The organism is Streptomyces aurantiogriseus, from assembly GCF_014649375.1.
In the GTDB taxonomy this organism is placed as follows: Bacteria; Actinomycetota; Actinomycetes; order Streptomycetales; family Streptomycetaceae; genus Streptomyces; species Streptomyces aurantiogriseus.
In genome coordinates this window covers 1-18,942 of sequence record NZ_BMSX01000017.1, presented here as the reverse complement: position 1 = coordinate 18,942, position 18,942 = coordinate 1, and the positions used below count along the sequence as shown (strand labels likewise).

Annotated in this window: 17 protein-coding genes and 3 tRNA genes; 12 read left to right on the top strand and 8 right to left on the bottom strand. The window is 73.3% G+C overall.

The features are described 5' to 3' along the window. Nucleotides 1–214: 214 nt before the first annotated feature. A complete protein-coding gene (locus IE263_RS31080; protein ID WP_189941173.1) occupies nt 215–1,471 on the bottom strand; it encodes an APC family permease in 1,257 nt (418 codons plus the stop codon). A 259-nt stretch (nt 1,472–1,730) separates the two neighbouring features. Between IE263_RS31080 and IE263_RS31075 the strand changes: the two genes are divergently transcribed. Next, a complete protein-coding gene (locus tag IE263_RS31075; RefSeq protein ID WP_189941172.1) occupies nt 1,731–1,997 on the top strand; it encodes a GlsB/YeaQ/YmgE family stress response membrane protein in 267 nt (88 codons plus the stop codon). A 99-nt stretch (nt 1,998–2,096) separates the two neighbouring features. On the opposite strand, the gene IE263_RS31070 is transcribed toward IE263_RS31075, so the two are convergent. Further along, nucleotides 2,097–2,585 carry a YajQ family cyclic di-GMP-binding protein gene (locus tag IE263_RS31070; RefSeq protein WP_189941171.1) on the bottom strand — a complete coding sequence of 163 codons (489 nt, stop codon included), beginning with the start codon at nt 2,583–2,585 and terminating at the stop codon, nt 2,097–2,099. 136 nt (nt 2,586–2,721) lie between these two features. Here IE263_RS31070 and IE263_RS31065 point away from each other — a divergent pair. Next, nucleotides 2,722–2,854: transfer RNA gene (locus tag IE263_RS31065), tRNA-Phe, on the top strand. Between the two features lie 94 nt (nt 2,855–2,948). Here IE263_RS31065 and IE263_RS31060 read toward each other — a convergent pair. Next, nucleotides 2,949–3,239, bottom strand: a complete 291-nt coding sequence (locus tag IE263_RS31060) for a hypothetical protein (RefSeq protein ID WP_189941170.1) — start codon at nt 3,237–3,239, stop codon at nt 2,949–2,951. 99 nt (nt 3,240–3,338) lie between these two features. On the opposite strand from IE263_RS31060, the gene IE263_RS31055 reads away from it, so the two are divergent. Next, nucleotides 3,339–3,551 (top strand): hypothetical protein, encoded by a 213-nt coding sequence (locus IE263_RS31055; protein WP_189941169.1) that lies wholly within the window; start codon nt 3,339–3,341, stop codon nt 3,549–3,551. 20 nt (nt 3,552–3,571) lie between these two features. On the opposite strand, the gene IE263_RS31050 is transcribed toward IE263_RS31055, so the two are convergent. Both IE263_RS31050 and IE263_RS31045 read right to left on the bottom strand, forming a co-directional pair. Then, entirely contained in the window at nt 3,572–4,228 is a 657-nt protein-coding gene (locus IE263_RS31050; protein WP_189941168.1) for an SDR family oxidoreductase, read from the bottom strand. 146 nt (nt 4,229–4,374) lie between these two features. After that, a complete protein-coding gene (locus IE263_RS31045) occupies nt 4,375–5,625 on the bottom strand; it encodes an amidohydrolase family protein (RefSeq protein ID WP_189941355.1) in 1,251 nt (416 codons plus the stop codon). A 235-nt stretch (nt 5,626–5,860) separates the two neighbouring features. Here IE263_RS31045 and IE263_RS31040 point away from each other — a divergent pair. The 9 genes from IE263_RS31040 (at nt 5,861) to IE263_RS31000 (ending at nt 14,234) form a co-directional block, all read left to right on the top strand. Beyond that, nucleotides 5,861–5,933 (top strand) — tRNA-Thr (locus IE263_RS31040). A gap of 46 nt (nt 5,934–5,979) precedes the next feature. Further along, nucleotides 5,980–6,052: transfer RNA gene (locus tag IE263_RS31035), tRNA-Met, on the top strand. Nucleotides 6,053–6,142: 90 nt separating this feature from the next. Next, nucleotides 6,143–6,307, top strand: a complete 165-nt coding sequence (gene rpmG, locus IE263_RS31030; protein ID WP_003948671.1) for a 50S ribosomal protein L33 — start codon at nt 6,143–6,145, stop codon at nt 6,305–6,307. Between the two features lie 118 nt (nt 6,308–6,425). Beyond that, a complete protein-coding gene (locus tag IE263_RS31025) occupies nt 6,426–6,878 on the top strand; it encodes a MaoC family dehydratase N-terminal domain-containing protein (protein WP_189941167.1) in 453 nt (150 codons plus the stop codon). A gap of 1 nt (nt 6,879) precedes the next feature. Beyond that, nucleotides 6,880–7,308, top strand: coding sequence for a MaoC family dehydratase (locus IE263_RS31020; protein WP_189941166.1), 429 nt, complete (start codon nt 6,880–6,882; stop codon nt 7,306–7,308). 96 nt (nt 7,309–7,404) lie between these two features. Then, nucleotides 7,405–8,460, top strand: coding sequence for a UDP-N-acetylmuramate dehydrogenase (locus IE263_RS31015; RefSeq protein ID WP_189941165.1), 1,056 nt, complete (start codon nt 7,405–7,407; stop codon nt 8,458–8,460). A 410-nt stretch (nt 8,461–8,870) separates the two neighbouring features. Continuing rightward, a complete protein-coding gene (locus tag IE263_RS49585) occupies nt 8,871–12,803 on the top strand; it encodes a CHAT domain-containing protein (protein ID WP_189941164.1) in 3,933 nt (1,310 codons plus the stop codon). Next, nucleotides 12,790–13,584 (top strand): hypothetical protein, encoded by a 795-nt coding sequence (locus IE263_RS31005; protein ID WP_189941163.1) that lies wholly within the window; start codon nt 12,790–12,792, stop codon nt 13,582–13,584. Before IE263_RS49585 ends, IE263_RS31005 begins: the two co-directional genes overlap by 14 nt. Next, complete coding sequence (locus IE263_RS31000) at nt 13,584–14,234, top strand: RES family NAD+ phosphorylase (protein WP_229911264.1); 651 nt, start codon at nt 13,584–13,586, stop codon at nt 14,232–14,234. The genes IE263_RS31005 and IE263_RS31000 overlap by 1 nt, the downstream gene beginning before the upstream one ends. Nucleotides 14,235–14,633: 399 nt before the next feature. Here the strand turns inward: IE263_RS31000 and IE263_RS30995 are convergent, their stop codons facing one another. From IE263_RS30995 to IE263_RS30985, 3 genes are all read right to left on the bottom strand, one after another. Then, complete coding sequence (locus IE263_RS30995; RefSeq protein WP_189941162.1) at nt 14,634–15,182, bottom strand: FHA domain-containing protein; 549 nt, start codon at nt 15,180–15,182, stop codon at nt 14,634–14,636. A gap of 14 nt (nt 15,183–15,196) precedes the next feature. Further along, entirely contained in the window at nt 15,197–17,242 is a 2,046-nt protein-coding gene (locus tag IE263_RS30990; protein WP_189941161.1) for an AAA family ATPase, read from the bottom strand. 26 nt (nt 17,243–17,268) lie between these two features. Continuing rightward, a partial coding sequence (locus tag IE263_RS30985; RefSeq protein ID WP_189941160.1) for a hypothetical protein occupies nt 17,269–18,942 on the bottom strand: 1,674 nt, incomplete at its 5' end.

The following is an 18,942-nucleotide window of genomic DNA, read 5'->3' as shown; positions in this document are numbered from 1 at the left end:
CAGAGGCCCAGTTGTCCACAGGTGGCTGGTTGTCCACAGTCGGCCGATTTTCCACAGGCCGGCCCGGCTGTCAGTGGCGGCCTGCATCATGAACGCATGACCGAGACCGAGCAGGCGACGACAGGTCGGGCGCCCGGCACAGCCGACGCCCGACCGTGGCCCGCGTCCCGCATACCCGGGCGGGCGCAGGCACCGACCTCGTAGCGGGCCTGGCCTACCGCCGCCTCGCAGCCACCCTCGCCCGTACCCCGTAGACGACCACGCCCACCGCCAGCACAGCCGCCCCCACGACCACCGAGGTCCCCGGCAGCGCGAACGCCAGCACCACGCACCCCAGGAGCCCCACCGCGGGCAGCACCCGCTTCAGGGGAGCCGGATCCAGGGTCCAGGCCGACGCGTTGGCCACCGCGTAGTACGCCAGCACACCGAAGGAGGAGAAGCCGATCGCGTCCCGTACGTCCACCGTGGCGGCCAGGGCCGCGACCACCGTGCCCACGGCCAGCTCGGCCCGGTGCGGTACCTGGAAGCGCGGATGCACGGCGGACAGCGCGCCGGGCAGATGGCGGTCCCGCGCCATGGCCAGCGTCGTACGCGAGACGCCCAGGATCAGGGCGAGCAGCGAACCCAGCGCGGCCACGGCGGCCCCGACCCGGACCACCGGCACCAGCCCCGGCACACCCGCCGCCCGCACCGCGTCCGCCAGCGGCGCGTCCGCGCGCCCGAGATCCCCCGACCCCAGCACGGAAAGGACAGCCACCGCCACACACGTGTACACGGCCAGCGTGATGCCCAGCGCCAGCGGAATCGCGCGGGGAATGGTGTGCGCCGGATCCCGCACCTCCTCGCCGAGGGTCGCGATGCGCGCGTACCCGGCGAACGCGAAGAACAGCAGGCCGGCAGCCTGGAGCACCCCGCCGAAGCCTCCGGAGGCCCCGATGTCCAGTCGCCCGGCGTCGGACTCCGCGGACCCCAGGCACACCACGACCACGGAAGCGAGAACCGCCAGCACCACCGCCACGATCACCCGCGTCAGCCAGGCCGACTTCTGGATGCCGCCATAGTTCACCGCGGTCAGCGCCACCACGGCCGCGACCGCCACCGCGTGCGCCTGCCCCGGCCAGACGTACGCCCCGACCGTCAGCGCCATCGCCGCACAGGAGGCAGTCTTCCCGACCACGAACGACCAACCCGCGAGATATCCCCAGAAGGGGCCGAGCCGCTCGCGTCCGTACACGTAGGTGCCGCCCGAGGCCGGGTAGAGGGCGGCCAGGCGGGCCGACGACGTGGCGTTGCAGTAGGCGACGAGCGCGGCGAGCCCGAGGCCGAGCAGCAGTCCGGAGCCCGCGGCGTGCGCGGCGGGAGCGAGGGCGGCGAAAATGCCGGCGCCGACCATCGAGCCGAGCCCGATGACCACGGCGTCTCCGACACCCAGGGTGCGCCGCAGCTCGGCGGCCGATCCGGACACTGTCATGAGCCGCACCCTACTGACCGAGGGAACCGCGGGGTGCCGCCCCGACGTCGTCCCCCTCAACGCGGCACGAACGCGCGCACAACGCACGATGGACGACGACGGCGCACCACACACCGACGCACCAACGACCCACCCACCAACGACCCACCCACCAACGACCCACGTACCAACGCACCAACGCACCAACGCACAGTCTGTCCGGAGCGACATCACAGTGCCGGGACAGTGCGGGCACAGCGCGGAAGGGCAGGTTCAGGACATGAGCATCATCAGCTGGATCATTCTGGGGCTGTTGGCCGGAGTCATCGCCAAGGTCCTGCTGCCGGGCCGGGACCCGGGCGGCTTCATCGGCACGACCTTCATCGGCATCGCGGGCGCCTTCATCGGCGGCTGGATATCGGCCCGCTGGCTGGACCACCCCATCACCAAGGACTTCTACGACGGCGCAACCTGGGCCGCGGCGATCGGCGGATCGCTCGTGCTCCTGATCGTCTACCGCATCGTGTTCGGCCATTCGCGCGACTGAGCGCGCCCCTGACCCGCAGCCAGCGGACGAGAAGGGTGGGCGCCCGTGGCGCCCACCCTTCCTCGTCACCGGTGGCTCGGGGCTGCCGGTGCTACCTGCCTACCGGTAGTTCACGAACTGCAGCGCGAAGTCGAAGTCCTTGCCCTTCAGCAGGGCGATGACGGCCTGCAGGTCGTCGCGGCTCTTGGAGCTGACGCGCAGCTCCTCGCCCTGGACCTGCGCCTTGACGCCCTTGGGGCCCTCGTCGCGGATGATCTTCGCCACCTTCTTCGCGTTCTCCTGGGAGATGCCCTCCTCGATCGACGCGAAGATCTTGTACTCCTTGCCGGAGAGCTGCGGCTCGCCCGCGTCCAGTGCCTTCAGCGAGATCCCGCGCTTGATCAGCTTCGACTGGAAGACGTCGAGGACAGCCTTCACCCGGTCCTCGGAGTTCGCCTCCATCAGGATCTTGTCACCGGACCACGAGATCGAGGCGCCCACGCCCTTGAAGTCGTAGCGCTGCGAGATCTCCTTGGCGGCCTGGTTGAGGGCGTTGTCGACCTCCTGCCGCTCGACCTTCGAGACGATGTCGAAACTGGAGTCGGCCATGTCCTGTGGCTCCTTGTATCGGGTGCGTATCGGGTGCGTGTCGGCGTCCTTGGGGCTCCGCCGAGCCCGGCGCAGGGCGCGGGCCGCATCCGGACAAGCCTAGCCACCCGGCCCCGTGCCGGCGCTGAGGAATCCAGGTGGCGAAGCACCCCTCCCCATCGGGTATCGTTTACGTCGTTGCCAGGGAGCACCGCCGAAAAGCGGTTCGAATCGGCAGCAAACCCGGCGGTGTGGCTCAGCCTTCCCAGGTTCGAATCCTGGCGCCGCCACGCTGAGTGAGACCCCCTCCGAACTGCGGAAACGCAGGGCGGAGGGGTTTTTCGTTGCGTTTCTCGTGGTGAGGGCGGGGGTGGGTGGCCTGGCTCACTCCTCCCCCGAGGGGGTTTCCTGCGGAGTCTTGGCGGCCCTCTTCACTTCCGCCTCGACGTCCGTGCGGGGTTTGCCCTCGTCCTTGGCGTAGTCGGTCACCGCGGCCTGGGCGTCCCGGGCGAGGTCGCGCCAGGCGCGCCACGCGGTTTCGTAGGTGTCGGTCTGGGTTTCCGACCAGGGGGCCGCCGTGGGTGCGCCGTAGGTGTCCCGCAGGTGCAGGACCCTCGCGTGTGCCTCGTCGGCCGCGCGCTGTTTCTCCACGAGTTCCTCGAAGGTATGTGCCACATGTACGGATGCTAGGGAGCGGGGCGTACTTCCGCGCGGCGAGCGGGGCGTGCGCCCGCCCCGGGGTGACCAGGTGGCGCACTGGGGCACACTGACCCCATGTCCAGCCGTCGCAGAACCTGCCCCGAGTGCCGTCGCGAGATCGCCGTCGTCGCCGGTCGGTTCGCCCGGCACGACCCGCCGGGGGCACGGGAGAACGGGCAGCTCACCTCCTGCCCCGGCTCGCGCCGGACGGCACAACTGGGTGCGGTGCAGCCGTCGTTGGACGGGTATGTCGTGCCCGACATACCCGGTCAGCTGCCTCTGTTCTGAGAACGGCGCCCCGGGACGCCTCAGTTCCCGGCCACCGACTTCACCGCCACCGACACCGGTGTCGACCCGCTGATCAGTTCCAGGGTCAGGCCGGCCGTCGCCGGGGTGTCCAGCAACTCCGCCAGGACGGTGGCCACGTCGTCGCGCGGGACCGAACCGCGGCCCGTGTGTGCCTCCAGACGGACGAGGCCCTTGCCCGCGTCGTCCGTCAGTGAACCCGGGCGCAGGATCGTCCAGTCGAGGGTGTCCAGGCCCTGGACGTACGCGTCCGCCTCGCCCTTGGCGCGCAGGTAGACGTCGAAGACCTCGGTGCCCTGGTGGTCGGGGTCCGCGCCGAAGGACGACACCACCACGAAGCGCCGTACGCCCGCCCGGACCGCCGCGTCCGCGAACAACACCGCCGCGCCCTTGTCGACGGTCTCCTTGCGGACCGTCCCGCTGCCCGGGCCGGCGCCCGCCGCGAACACCGCCGCGTCCGCGCCCCTCAGCCGCTCCGCGACCTCCTCGACCGATGCCGACTCCAGGTCCAGTACGACCGGTTCGGCGCCGACGGCCCGCAGGTCGTCGCCCTGCTCGGCCCTGCGGATGATCCCCGCGACCTCGTCCCCGCGCACGGCGAGCAGCCGCTCCAGCCGCAGCGCGATCTGACCATGACCCCCAGCGATGACAATGCGCATGCTTCCGACCGTACGCCCGTGCGGTCCCGTCCGCCGCTTCACCCGAACGCCCGAACGGGCCGCGTGGCGCCCGGCCCGGGTCATCGGCGCGCGCCCGCCCGACGGACGGGCCCGGGCGGGCGCGAGCCGCGTCCCTTGCGGGTGCCCTACGACAACTCCCCCCGCCACTGCCTCGGCAGCCCCAGCTCGGCTGCCGCCGCCGAGTCGCAGTACTCCCTCACCGCGCTCGTGCGGGCCACCAGCCGGCCCTGGTGGATCACGATGCGGCTGTAGGCCAGGGAGAGGGCGGACGGGAGGCGGTCGCCGCGGACTGCCAGGAGGTCGGCGGGGAAGCCGGCCTCCACGCGGACCTCGGGGAGGCCGAGGGCCGCCCTGGCGGAGGTGCTCACGGTGTCGTAGGCGTCCTCGGGGCGCAGGCCGTGGCGGGAGGCGAGGAGATAGGCGGCCTCCAGGGGGTCGCCGCGGCCGACGGGGTTGGACACGTCCCGCAGGGCACCGCTGCCGGCCGCGACGCGGACGCCGGCCGCGCGCAGCAGCCGTACGGGGGCGGTGCCGCGGCGTTCCGCGACGCCGCAGCCGCCCTGGGGGAGGCACACCACCGTCACGCCGGCGGCGGCCAGTTGGTCGGCGGTGCGGGTGGCGGCCTCGGCGGGGAGGTGGGCGAGCGCGGAGCAGGGGCCGACGGTGACACCGGGGCGCAGGCCGCCGGCCATCGAGGCGAGGCGGGCGAGGCGCGCCGGGTCGGTGGCGTCGGTGTGCAGATCGACGGGGCGGCCGTGTTCGGAGGCGACCTTCAGGACGGTCTCCACGTAGCCCGTCGGATCGGGGTCCAGGTCGGGGCAGCCGCCCACGACGGAGGCGCCCATCGTCACCGCCTCCCGCAGCGTCGCCACCCCGTCCGCGCCGGCCACCCCGGTCAGTACCCGGGGCATCGCCACCGTCGTCAGCTCGGTCAGCCCGCGCAGCGCACGCCGGGCCTCCAGGACGGCGGCCAGCGCACCCAGACCCTGCACGTCGCCCACGCGGACATGGGCGCGCAGCGCGGTCGCACCGTGGCCGAGGTGCAGCAGCGCGGCCTCCGTGGCGCGGCGCTGGACCTCCTCGGGGGCGTAGGAGACGGGGCCGTCGGCGTCGGCGGACAGGGCGGTGTCGACGTGGGCGTGGGGTTCGGCCGGGGCGGGGAGGAGGAGGTAGCCGCGGAGATCCACGCGGGTGCCGCGGGCCGTGCCGGCCGCCAGGCTGCCGGCCGTGCCGACCGCCTCGATGCGCCCCCGGCCCAGCCGTACGTCCACGGTCCGGCCGTCCGTGAGGCGCGCGCCGCAGAGCAGGAGGGCGACCGGGTCCGACCCACCGGGCAGGGACGACGACGGGGGCGGCTGCGGCTGGCTGTCGGGCATCGCGCTCCAGAAGCTCGGGAACTGCGCGGGGGGACGCAAGATCACGGAGAGTGAGTCGAGCCTAGGACGGCCGTCGGGTGCCGGCGGGGAGGAGCGCAATAGTCGTACCGGTGTGGTCCGGCGGCCCCCCGGGGGGGCGATGGGCCTGGCGGGACCTCGGGGAAACGGCCTGGGGCGGGGTACCCGAAACGGATTTGGGTGAACGGCGGCGGACCGTGTAATGTCTTCATCGCTCGCCCCAATAGCTCAGTCGGCAGAGCGTCTCCATGGTAAGGAGAAGGTCTACGGTTCGATTCCGTATTGGGGCTCTGGTGTGAGAGGTTCCCGCCGCGAGGCGGGACCCGATCGCATCACAGCGGTGTAGCTCAGTCGGTAGAGCAAGCGGCTCATAATCGCTGTGTCACCGGTTCAAGTCCGGTCACCGCTACTGACAGTAGCCGATTGCGGGGTCGGTCCTTCGATCGGCTACTCTTTCTTGCGTTGAATCAGTCCCATCCGTTCGTCAAGGAGCACTCACGTGGCTGCCACCGACGTCCGCCCGAAGATCACGCTGGCCTGCGTGGAGTGCAAGGAGCGGAACTACATCACCAAGAAGAACCGGCGTAACAACCCGGACCGTCTTGAGATGAAGAAGCACTGCCCGCGTTGCAACGCGCACACCGCGCACCGCGAGACGCGATAAATCAGGCTCGTACGCGAGGCCGTCCCCGAGTGATCGGGGGCGGCCTCGCGTCGTTGAGCGACCAGTACCGGTCAGTAGAGCAACCAGGTCAGCAGAGCAACCAGGAGGTGCCGAGCCCATGGCGCTCGACCAGTCCTTCGTGGGGCGAACCTACCCGCCCACCGATCCCTATGAGGTCGGACGGGAGAAGATCCGCGAGTTCGCGGAGGCCGTGGGGGACGCCAACCCGGCGTACACCGACCCGGAGGCCGCCAAGGCGCTCGGGCACCCCGATGTGATCGCCCCGCCGACCTTCGTGTTCTCCATCACCTTCAAGGCCGCGGGGCAGGTCGTCCAGGACCCGCAGCTGGGCCTGGACTACAGCCGGGTGGTGCACGGCGACCAGAAGTTCGCCTACAGGCGTCCCGTGCGCGCCGGTGACCGACTCACGGTGACCTCGACCATCGAGGGCATCAAGTCCCTGGCCGGCAACGACATCCTGGACATCCGCGGTGAGGTCCACGACGAGGCAGGCGAGCACGTCGTGACCGCCTGGACCAAGCTCGTGGCCCGCGCGGCGGAGGAGAGCTGACATGACGGCGAAGATCGCTTACGACGACGTCGAGGTCGGCACCGAACTGCCGGCGCAGTCCTTCCCCGTGACCCGTGCCACGCTCGTGCAGTACGCGGGCGCCTCCGGGGACTTCAACCCGATCCACTGGAACGAGAAGTTCGCCAAGGAGGTGGGCCTGCCGGACGTCATTGCGCACGGCATGTTCACCATGGCCGAGGCGATCCGCGTCGTCACCGACTGGACCGGCGACCCGGGCGCGGTCGTCGACTACGGCGTCCGCTTCACCAAGCCCGTCGTCGTCCCCAACGACGACCAGGGCGCCCTGATCGAGGTCAGCGGCAAGGTCGCGGCCAAGCTCGACGACAACACCGTGCGGGTCGACCTGACGGTCACCAGCGGGGGCCAGAAGGTGCTGGGGATGTCACGGGCGGTCGTACGGCTGGCCTGACACGCGCGCGTGCGGCGAGGTAAGGGGCGTTCTCCATTGCGGGGCGCCCCTTACACCTGCCCGGGGCTGTCGGTGGGGTCTCGTAGGCTTGGGCGCGTGCTGGTACTTCACGACGCCCCTCTCGCCCCGCTGACCACCTTCCGCCTCGGTGGTCCCGCGACGCGGCTGGTGACCGCGACGACCGACGCCGAGGTGATCGACGTCGTCCGCGAGGCCGACGCCGCCGGGACGCCGCTGCTGGTCATCGGCGGCGGCTCCAACCTGGTCATCGGCGACAAGGGCTTCGCCGGCACCGCCCTGCGCATCGCCACGCGCGGCGTCGAGCTCGTCGGTACGCGGCTGGAGCTGGCCGCCGGCGAGGTGTGGACCGACGCCGTCGCCCGGACCGTCGAGGCCGGGCTCGCCGGGATCGAGTGCCTGGCCGGCATCCCCGGCTCGGCGGGCGCGACCCCGATCCAGAACGTGGGGGCGTACGGCCAGGAGGTCTCCTCGACGATCACCGAGGTGATCGCGTACGACCGGCACACGGGCGAGACGGTCGCGCTCACCAACGAGGAGTGCGCGTTCTCCTACCGCCACAGCCGCTTCAAGGGCGACCCCGAGCGGTACGTCGTTCTGCGTGTGCGGTTCGAGCTGGAGGACGCGGGCGGGCTGTCGGCGCCGATCAAGTACGCCGAGACCGCGCGGGCGCTGGGTGTCGAACCCGGCGACCGGGTGCCGCTCGCCGAGGCGCGCGAGACCGTGCTGAAGCTGCGGGCCGGCAAGGGCATGGTGCTCGACCCCGAGGACCACGACACCTGGTCCGCCGGGTCCTTCTTCACCAACCCGATCCTCACCGACGCCGACTTCGCCGTGTTCCACGCGCGCGTGAAGGAGCGGCTGGGCGAGGGCGTCGAGCCGCCCGCCTACCCGGCTGGGGAGGGGCACACCAAGACCTCCGCCGCCTGGCTGATCGACAAGGCCGGCTTCACCAAGGGCTACGGCAGCGGGCCCGCCCGTATCTCCACCAAGCACACGCTCGCCCTCACCAACCGCGGCGAGGCCACGACCGAGGACCTGTTGGCGCTGGCCCGTGAGGTCGTGGCCGGGGTGCGGGAGGCCTTCGGCATCACACTGGTCAACGAGCCGGTGACCGTGGGCGTGCAGGTGTAGGAATCGCCGGGGGTGTGCGGGTGTAGGAGCCGCCGTGGGCGTGCGGGCGTAGGAACGCCGTGGGCGTGCGGGCGTAGGAACGCCGTGGGCGTGCGGGCGTAGGAACGCCGTGGGTAGGCGGGCGTAGGAACACCGTGGGTATGCGGGCGTAGGAACACTCTGGGCGTGCGGGTCCGGGAACCGAGTTGCCTCGGAGAGCACGGGGGCGACCGCGGGCCGTGGGCCTCCCCCGATCCGTGGCCCCGGCGGCCGCGGGCGCCCCTTCCTCGATGCTGCCGGGCGCGGGTCCGGTCCCGCGTCCCCCCAGTGTGGTTGTTTACCGGTCGTCACGGTCGAAATACGGTCGAACACCCTTCGTGACCGTCCCGGCGAGGCCAGTATGTGAGCGAACGGCATACGGGGAGGGACGCGTGGCGGTGAGTGGGGCGCAGGGGGCGGCGGCCCGGGGCGGGAACGGCGGGGAGGGACCGGGGCTCGGTGAGCTGTTCGGCAGGGCCGAGGCGCTCTGTCAGCAGTGGTCCGCGACCGGCGGCGGATCCGGCGGCCGGCCCGACGCGGGGGCGACCGAACGGATGCTGCGCGAGCTGGAGCGGGCGGAGGAGACGGCGGACGCCACGGCTCGCCGGGACGTACGGGCCGTGCGCGGCACGCTGCTCGCGGTGCGGTACCTGGCTGACCGGGAGACCGGCGGCCGGGACGAGGCGCTGACGCTGCTCCGCGAGGCCCGGACGACGGTCCCCGCCACGGAGCGGCAGGCGCGGCGGCGCGAGGCCATGACCCACCTGATGATCAGGATGCTGGTGCCGCAGTTCCCGGACCTCGCCATGCGGGGACGCGAGGACTTCGTCACGATGATGACCGTCGGCGCCACCTTCATGGCACCCGGCGGATCCGGGCTGCGCGAGGACCTGGCCGAGGTCAGCGCTCTCGTGGCGGAGCTGGCGGAGACCGCGGACCCCGCGCACCAGCCGACGCTGCAGACCTGGACGTCGGTGCTGGGGAAGATGCAGACGGCCGACGACCGGGACTCCCTGCTGGAACTGGGCGCGCTCGCCAACGCGACGGGGATGATGCCGCCGCAGCTGTCGCACTTCATGAACGTGGCCATGGAACTGCTCGGCACGCTGCCCGACGACTCGTCCGGTACCGCCACGCAGGGCCCGGAAGCGACCAGGGACGCGGACTCGAACGTGGCTTCGGACGCGGATCCGAATGAGGCTACGGACGCCGGTTTGAATGCGGCCATGGTCGCGGCTGCGGACCCGGTGGACCTCCCCGAGCAGGTGCGGCGGGCCGTGGACCAGCTGCTGCCGGTGATGGACGTGTTGGGGCCCGGTTTCCTGACCCCCGCCGAGGCGGAGAAGGCGGTGCAGGGGCTGCCTCAGGACTCCTGGCAGGACCGGGCCACCGCCGGACTCGCCCGCCTCGCCGTCTCCATGCGCAAGGGAGACGCGGAGGGCGTGACCAAGGCCGCGGAACTGCTGTTCAGGGCCTCGCACGACCACGACGCGCCCGCCGAGGTGATGGACATCCTGCGCGCCGGGGCGCTCGCCGGTGTCTCCATGAACGGCGGAAACCTCGCGGACGTGGACGCCGCGCGGCGCCTGCTCGCCGACAACTTCGACCTCGGGGACGTGGTCCGGCACATGCCAGCCGGCCCGGCGGGCCGGGAGCTGGTGACTGCCGGCCGCGCCCTGCTGCTGCACCAGCGCATCGCCGAGACACCCGAGGACGACCTCGACACGCTCGACGAGATCGGCGACATCCTCCTGGAGATGCGCCACGAGCTGACCGAGGACGACACGTCGGCCAACATCGTCCTGTTCATCCTCGGCTTCCTGCAGCTGCGCCGGGCCATGGCGATCGGACGCGCCGGCGGCACGCTCGGGCCGCCGCTGCGGCGGGCGCTGATGTATCTGCGCGAGTCGCAGGAACATCCCGCGCTGCCCGTCGCGCTGCGCAGTGTGATGCCTGCCGTACGGGCGATGACCAGCGCCCTGCAGCGGTTCGTCGACCCCTCCGCCGGAAGCCTGCTCGCGGAGGTCGAGGAGATCCGCGCCTCGCTCGGCAGCCCGGCCGTCGTCGCCGACCAGGACATCCGCACCCGGACCGGGATCGCGCTCGTCCTCGGTGTCGAGCACGACCGCGAGGGCACCCCGGCCGCCCTCGACGAGGCCATCAAGGAGCTGCAGGCGGCCCGCGGGGACATCGGCGAGCGCACGGCGTGCGGTACCGCCCAGGAGGTGTACCGGCTGCTCGCCGACTTCTACCGGCGGCGCGGCGCGGACGGCGACACCGGGCGCGCCCTGGAGGCCACCGAGAGGCTGCTGGAGAAGGTTGCCGAGGACGTCCTCCTCCAGATCGGCGCCGAGCACGGCCTCTCGGCCGCCCGCGCCGCCGCCGACCGCGGGGCCCGGGCAGCCGTCTGGGCCGCGGAGGCCGGCGACGCCGCCACCGCTCTGCGGGTGCTGGAGGCGGGCCGGGCCCTCGTACTGCGGGCCGTCGCGGCCTCCGAGAGCGTGCCCGAGCAGCTGGAGGCGTGCGGCGAGAAGGTCCTCGCGGCACGCTGGCGGGAGGCGTCACGGGCGGGGGCCGACGCGGCGGGTGCCGCGGCGGCGGCCGTACCGGGCAGGGCGGAGGCGCCGGCCGTGGGGGACGTACGGGGCAGGGCGGAGGCACCCGCTGAGGCGGATGTATCGAACGCGGCAGAGGCGCCAGGCAAGGCGGTTGTATCTAGTGCGGCGGACGCACTGGCGAGTGTGGATGCACCGAGCGCGGCGGATGGACCGGCCAGGGCGGATGCACCGAGCGCGGCGGACTCACCGCCCAGGGCGGATGCACCGAACGCGGCGGATGCACCGAACGCGGCGGATGCACCAGGCATGGCGGACACACCGGAGGCTGCGGGTGTGCGGAACGTGGCGGCCGGGTCGGACACGGTGGATGCGGCCGGGTCGGACACGGTGGATGTGGATGTCCTCATCCCCAGCACTCTGCGCCGTCGTGCGCTGACGGCACTGCGGGCCCGGGCGGTGTCCGCCGCCGTGCCGACCTGGCAGGACCTGGCGGACACCGCCGAGCGGGCCGGGGTCGACGCGGTGGTGCATCTGGTGGCCGGGGGAGGTGACGGGCCCGGCTGGGCGTTGGTGGTGCGGCCCGGCGGGGCACCACTGGCCGTTGAGCTGACCGGGCTGGCCGCGGCGGAGCGCGGGCCGCTGGAGGAGTACCTCGACGCCGCCCGCGACCGGTCCGCGCTCACCGCGCCCGGCGCCTCGGGCACGGCGGAGGCCCGCGCCCGGGTCGTGGACGTATGGAAGCGCGCGCTGGAGAACGTGTGCGGCTGGGCGGGGACCGCCGTGATGGAACCGGTGCTCGAGGTCGTCCGGCCCGGCCGGCCCGCCACGCCCGACGATCCGGTGCGGCTCGTGCTGCTGCCCGCCGGCAACCTGGGATCCGTGCCCTGGCACGCGGCCCGGCTCAGCGGCACCGTCGGGGAACGGCCCGCGTACGCCGTCGACCACGCCGTCATCAGCTACGCGGCCTCCGGCGCCGAGTTCGTACGATCGGCGCGGCGCGGACGGCTTCCGGTGGGCGCCGCGCCCGTGCTGGTCGCGGATCCGCGCGGCACGCTCGTGTACGCCCTGCACGAGGTCGACGGGTTGCGCGCCCGCTACGCAGGGGCCCGGTGTTACGGCGACCTCGACGCCGACGACGGGCACGTCGACGGCACGCCCGAGGAGCTGCTGCCGCTGCTGCCCGGCGGTACCGGTGAACGGCCCGCCACGCTCGTGCAGTTCAGTGTGCACGGGTTCGCCGGGGGCCGGCCCACCGTCTCCGGGCTGCTGCTGCACCCGCGGCCCGCGGCCGGCTCCGGAGTCCGCGAGGGCGGCGAGGACGACGCCGGCGTGCTCACCGTACGGCAGTTGCTGGGGGCGCCCGCCGGGCCGCCCGACGCGGCCGGGCCGCTCGTCGTGCTCAGTGCCTGCGAGACCGACCTCAGCACGCGCGACCACGACGAGACACTGACCGTCACCACGGCGTTCGTGGCGCGGGGCGCCGCGGATGTGATCGGCTCCAAGTGGACCGTGTCCGACGCGAGCGGGGCCGTTCTGATGAACGCCCTGCACCACTTCCTGGCCGAGGGCACCGACCCCGCCCGCGCGCTGCGCCGGACCCAGCTGTGGGCGCTGGACGCGCACCGGCCCGCTCTGCCGCTGAGTGCTCCGCTCGCCGCCGAGATCGAGGGCGAGCCGGCCCTGCCCGTCGAGGCGTGGGCCCCCTTCATCCACCAAGGCAGTCCCGCATCCGTCCGGCACGGAAGGAACACCGTTGGACACCAATGAGCTGCTGGCCCTGCTCGTGCGGCACCGCGCGGAGCTCAGACAGTGGCTGGACGACGAGCAGTACCAGCACTTCCTGACCCGCCTGGAGCGGCTGCGCGCGGCCGGCACGGACCCCGACCGGGCCGCCCGGGCCATGACGGCCGTCCTGCGGTCCCTGTGGCCCGTCCCGAAGGACGCGGGCGACCTGGCCAAGGCACTGCGCTCCGGCGAACGCGCGGTCGCGGCGGCCCCCACGGCCCCGTCCGAAGAGGCCGTACTCGCCGCCCTTGAGGCCCTGTACGCCGCCCCGTCCGCCGAGGTCGCCGGGTCCGGCGGGGTGACGGGGCGTCAGCCGGGCGGTCCTGCGACGCCCGGGGTGGGCGTGGTCGGCGAGGGCGGTGATCTTGCGGCCCCGTCGGTCGGCGAGACCGCCGACCCCGTGGCTGCCGTTCTCGCCGCTGCGCGGCGGCGGCTTCTCGCTGTGCCCTCGCGGGCTGCCGCGCCTGCCGGGAGCCCGGGCGCCGGGGCGAGTCCCGCTGATGTGATCGTGCTGGGCGATCCGGAGGATCCGGGCGCGGGCCTGCGAAGTCCCGAGTTCCAGTTCGACCCGGACACCGGGCGGCCGCTCGATGTCGTCGTGCGGATCAACCGGATCCTGCTGGCCGACCGCGACCCCTGGGGTGCCGCCGACTGGTGGCTGGGCGGCAACGCCTGGCTGGGCGGTGCGCCGGCCTCGCTGATCGGGCGGGTTCCGGACGAGCGGCTGGCGGACGCCGCCCTGGCGCTGGTGGAGGAGGACTGATGACGGATCAGCTTCCTCCGGCCGTCGAGATGACGCCCAAGGTCACCTTCCTCCCGGCCGGAACCCGGCTGTGGCGCTGCCACCGCACCCGTTACCCGGCGACCGAGTTCAAGAAGACGGAGGCGCACCTCTTCTACGGCGGTGCCCGTTTCGACTGCACGGCCGCCGACCCGTATCCGTACCTCTACGCCACCCGGGAGCCCACCACCGCGCTCGCCGAGGTGTTCCTGCGGTCCGTGGAGTTCGACGCGGTTCAGGGTGCCCGGCTCGTGCCCTGGGCGCAGGCGAGCCGCTACACGCTCGCCGAGATCGTCACGACCGCCGACCTCACCCTCATCTCCCTGCGCACCGAGGAGGACCTGGCGGCCGTCTGCCAGACGACCTGGCTGCTGGACTGCGAGCCCGAGCAGTACCCCAAGACGCGGTACTGGGCGCAGGAGCTGCGCAAGCAGGCGCCGGACGCGCAGGGGCTGCTGTGGCAGTCCCGGCGGCACCGGCCGCGGGAGGCGCTGGTGCTGTTCGGGGACCGCTGCGGGCCGAAGCCGTTGAGCACCGAGACCCTGGCGCGCCACGACCTCGCGACCTTCGAGGGCGTGGGCGAGGCGAACCGGCTGCTGGCCCCGCTGCGGGCGGCGATCGTGCCGTCGTAGTCCGTACGGCCGGTCACGGGTCGGCCTCGGCAGGATCGTGAGCGCCACGTTTCTGCCGGGGCCGGTCACGTCGCCGGCGTACGGCGGGAACCGGCCGCCCGTCCTCCCGGGTGCGCTCGCCGTTGACGTACGGCCAGGTCAGGGGTCGGCCTCGGCGGGATCGTGAGCGCCGTGTTTCTGCCGGGGCCGGTCACGTCGCCGGCGTACGGCGGGAACCGGCCGCCCGTCCTTCCGGGGGGCGCTCGCCGTTGACGTACGGCCCGGTCAGGGGTCGGTCTGGAGGACCGTGAGCGCCGTGTTCCTGCTGAGGCCGACCAGGCCGTCGGCGTGCGGCGGGGATCCGGTCGCCCTCCCGGGTGCGCTCGCCGTCGACGTACGTGCCGTTCGAGGTGCGGCCGGTCACGGGTCCGTCAGCAGGACCGTGAGTGCCACCCTTCTGCCGAGGCCGATCACGTCGCCGTCGTGCAGGGGGACTCGGGTGCCCTGGGGGATGCGCTCGTTGTTGACGTAGGTGCCGTTCGACGTGCCGGCCGGGTTCTCCGTCAGCCAGAGGGTGCCGTCCGGGGCCAGGCGGATCGTGGCGTGGCAGCGGGAGACGTCCTCCTCGCAGCGGAGGGCGGTGGCGACCTCGGGGCGGGCCCAGACCGGGTGGCGGCCCAGGCGCAGTGGGGGGCCCTCGCCGTGCCGTATGTCGAGCTGCGGGCGGGTGCCGACCAGGCGGAGGTGGCGGGCCGACTCCAGGCACTCCGGGCAGACGGACGTGCCCGAGGGCACGGGGAAGGCGCAGCGCCAACAGGGACGGGCCGGGCCCGGCGGGACTTGCGTGCGGGGCCGGAGGACCTCCTCCGGCCAGTCCTGCGGAGTCGGCGCGTACTCCTCCTCGTCCTCGTCGCCGAGGAGGGCGTCGTCGTCGGCCAGCCCCCGGTCGACGTGGCGGGGACCGGGCACCCCGGGCTCCTCCGTCACCACAGGCTCTTGCTCTCCGCGGCCGGCGCGCCGAGGTCCAGTTTCAGGTCGACCTCACCGTCCGGGGACACCACGACCCGCGAGACGGTGACCACGGTGCCCGGGGTCAGGCCCGTGCCGAGGTCGAACACCCCCCGGGCCAGCGGGTTGATCAGGTGGGTCTCCAGCTTCATGCCGATGCCCCGGCCGCCGTTGCGCCGGTCCCGTACGCACTCGTCGGCGAGGACCTGTTCCGCCTCCGGCAGCACCTGTAGCCTCAGTCCGCTCTGCCGTTCCATGTGCCGGACGATGTTGCGGAGTTGCAGCCGGAAGATGCTGCGCGCGGTGGGCTCGTCGATGTACTGGAAGACGACGATGTTGCCGCCGAGCCGGTTGAGCAACTCAGGGCGCTTCAGGGTGTGTTCGAAGTGGTGGCGGACGTTGCTCAGGATCTTCCGCTCGAACTCCGCGCGTTCCTCGGGGGTTTCCGGGAGCCGGTCGAGGCCGGCGGAGGAGTTCAGCGGGCGCCCGTCCTCGCCCGCCGGGCCGTGGACGCCCAGGTTGGAGGTGAAGATCAGGACGCACTCGCTGAAGTACGTCGTCACGCCCTGGCCGTCCGTCAGCCGACCGTCCTCCAGCACCTGCAGGAACTTGTCCAGGACGCCCTTGTCGGCCTTGTCGATCTCGTCGAAGAGCACCACCCTGAACGGGTCCTCGCGCACCGCGCGGGTCAGCTCGCCGCCCGCCTCGTAGCCGACGTATCCCGGCGGGGCGCCCACCAGGCGGTCCGCGGAGTGGGGTGCCGAGAACTCGCTCATGTCGAAGCGCAGGCACGCCTCCTCCGAGCCGAAGATGGTGTGGGCCACCGCCTTGGCCAGCTCCGTCTTGCCGGTGCCGGTCGGCCCGGCGAAGAACAGCACGCCGCGCGGCCGGTGCCCGGCGCCCGACGCCTGCGCCCCGGACAGGCCGAGCGCGGCCCGCTTGAGCACGTCCAGCGTCTGCGTGACCGCCCTCTCCTGCCCCAGCACCCGCCCCCGGATCTCGTCCTCGCCGTACCGGATGCTCTCCGCGACCGCGCCGCCCGTCCACGGCGTACGGCTGTCCCCCAACTCGTAGGTGCGCACCGCGCGTTCCATCTCGGCGAACGGGATCTTGCGGTCGCGGGCGAGCCGCATGCTCTCCCGCATCGCGCGCAGCGTCAGCCCGCTCGCCGACCGGGCGAACCGCTCGATCTGCTCCTCGGACACCTTCTCCGGGCCGGCCCCCGGCATCAGCGGGCCGACGTCCAGCGTGGTGGACGAGCGGCCCGCCTCGTCGGCGAGCAGGGTGGCCATACGGCGGCGCTGGCCGAGGTCCGGCATCGGGACGCCGATGCTGCGCACCCGTACGCTGCTCGTCACCATCCAGGCGGGCAGGTCCCGTTCACCGTCGGCGAGCCAGATGATCGGGTTGAACAGGGCGCGGCCGGACTTGTCGCGGCGGATCGGCCGGGCCTCCTCGGCGATCTTCAGGCAGTGCAGGAAGAACGTCCGCTCTGCGTCGCTGAGCTGGTTGACCTGGGTGGGGATCCGGGAGGCGTAGTCGACGAGCAGGGCCGCCGGGAGCGGCTTCTGGTAGTCGTCGTAGCGCGGGTCGCCCTGGAGGGGGCCCGGCCGCTCGCCGGTCCAGCCGCGGGCGAACGACTCGAAGACCCGCTCCACTCCGCCGCCGTCGGCGGCGGCCGGCTCCTTGCGGTCGGGGACCCCGCGGGTGTTGCGCCGCAGCAGCGTGTTCATGTCGAGCCCGTCGACACAGCGCGCGACGCTGAAGCCCGCGACGGCGTCGTAGCGCAGCAGGCTTGCGTAGCCGGCCCGCCGCAGCTGCTCCCACAGCAGATCCTCCAGACCGACGGCCTCGTAGCGGCGACCGCCGTCGGTCAGGTCGAGGGCGACCACGTAGTCGTCGCGGACGTTGCCGTGCAGTACGTACTGGGCGTGGACGCTGAGAGTGCCGGCCAGTTCGGCCGCGAAGGGCGGCGGCACGGTCCGCCGCACACGCGGCGACTCCAGGGCAGGACTGGTCATGGGTCCTCCGGGGACGTCGGGGGTGGTCAGCGGCCGGTGTCGCCGTGGTGGCGGTGGCGGGGGCGGACCGTGGGGCGGCGGGAGGGTTGTGCGGGGTGGTGGCTGGTGCGGCCGGGCTCGGTGGGACGGGCCTGGCCGGGAGCGGCGGTGATCGTCAGACCGGGGGCCGGGGCGCCCTCCACGACGGCGCCGGGGCTCCAGGCGAACGCGGCGCGGACGCCTTCCGCCTCGGTGAGTTCGGACAGCTGCCGTACGTACGACTCGCTCTCGGCGCATCGTTCGGCGTCCCGCTTCTGCCAGTCGGCCACCGCGTCGGGATCCCCGGCCTCCCCGGGCGGCAGCGGGCGGCGCATGGTGATGACGCGGGCCTGCCCGCCGGTGGTGAGGCGGAAGCGCAGCCAGTAGTGGCCGCCCCAGGCCGCCGGCGCGAAGTCCCAGTGCTCGCCGTCGGCGCGGGCGTGCACCGAGCCGTCCGCCCACCGCTCGGTCGCGCGCCGCAGCGCCGCCGCCACGTAGGCGCGGTGCAGGGCGCTGGAGCGGGCCACCAGGGCCTCCTGCACGGTCCGTTCGTCCGCCGGGGACGGCGGCACGCCGTCGCGCAGGACGCGTTCCAGCACGGAGACGGCGGCGGAGGCGTCCGGCAGTGGATCGACGCCGTCGGGCGCGGGGGAGCGGAGCACGTCGAGCCGCAGGGCCGCGTCCCGGCGGGCCGTCCCGGCCTGCTGCGCGCGCTTGGACTCGGTGCTCGCGATGAGCGCCGCCTCGTCGAGGAACGGCCGCACCGCCGAGGGCCGCCGGGCCACGGCCCGTCGGGCCTCCATCAGGCAGTCGTCGATCACGTCCCGGCTCGCGGAGGGGAGGGACAGCGGCAGCCGGGCCAGCAGCCGGGCGCCCTCGCGCAGGACGTCGTCCTCGGTGAGGGCACCGGCCTCGGTGAGGGCACCTCCGGACGGGACCGGCTCCTCGTGCTGCAGCTCCGGGGGCGGCCCTCCGTCGACGTACCGCTGCAGCGCGTCGAGTCTGCGCCGGCGCAGCTTGTCGTGCCAGGCCGCGCTCGCCGGGTCGTCCCGGTGCTGGAAGGGCAGCCGGGCCGTCGCGCGGGCCGCGCGGTGGGCCTCCACCCGGCGCAACGCCCGCTCGGCGTCCGCCAGTTGCCGCCACAGCCGGTCGAGGGGCACACCGACCGGCTGCACCGGCGACGGCACCGGTGGGTCACCCGGACCGGACGGCTCCAGACCCAGCACCATGATCCGGGCGTTGATGCCGGCCGCGGTCTCCGCCGCGCGCCGCCAGCACGCACTGCCGGCCTCCAGCAGCATCTGCCGCCGGGACAGGGCCGCCTGCTCGGCGGCGACCTTGTTGTTGAACTCCGCCAGCGCCACTGTGCCGCGCAGCGCCAGCCGGGTCGCGAGCAGCGCCCCGCTGAGGTCGGCGAGCCCGATCAGCGCGGGCACGATCAGGTCCTGGGCCTGCTCGGCGAGGGCCTGCGCCGCCTGCCCGACCGCGTCGGTGACCTGGTCGCCGACCGCGTCCGTCACCCCGCTCACGTCCGGCACCGACAGTGCTGTGGGGTCTGCGAATCCGGTGGGGTCTGCCAGTGCGGTGGGGTTCGCGAATCCGGTGGGGTCTGCCAGTGCTGTCGGGTCCGCGAACGCGGTGGGGTCTGCCAGTGCCGTCGGGTCTGCGAACCCCGTCGGGTC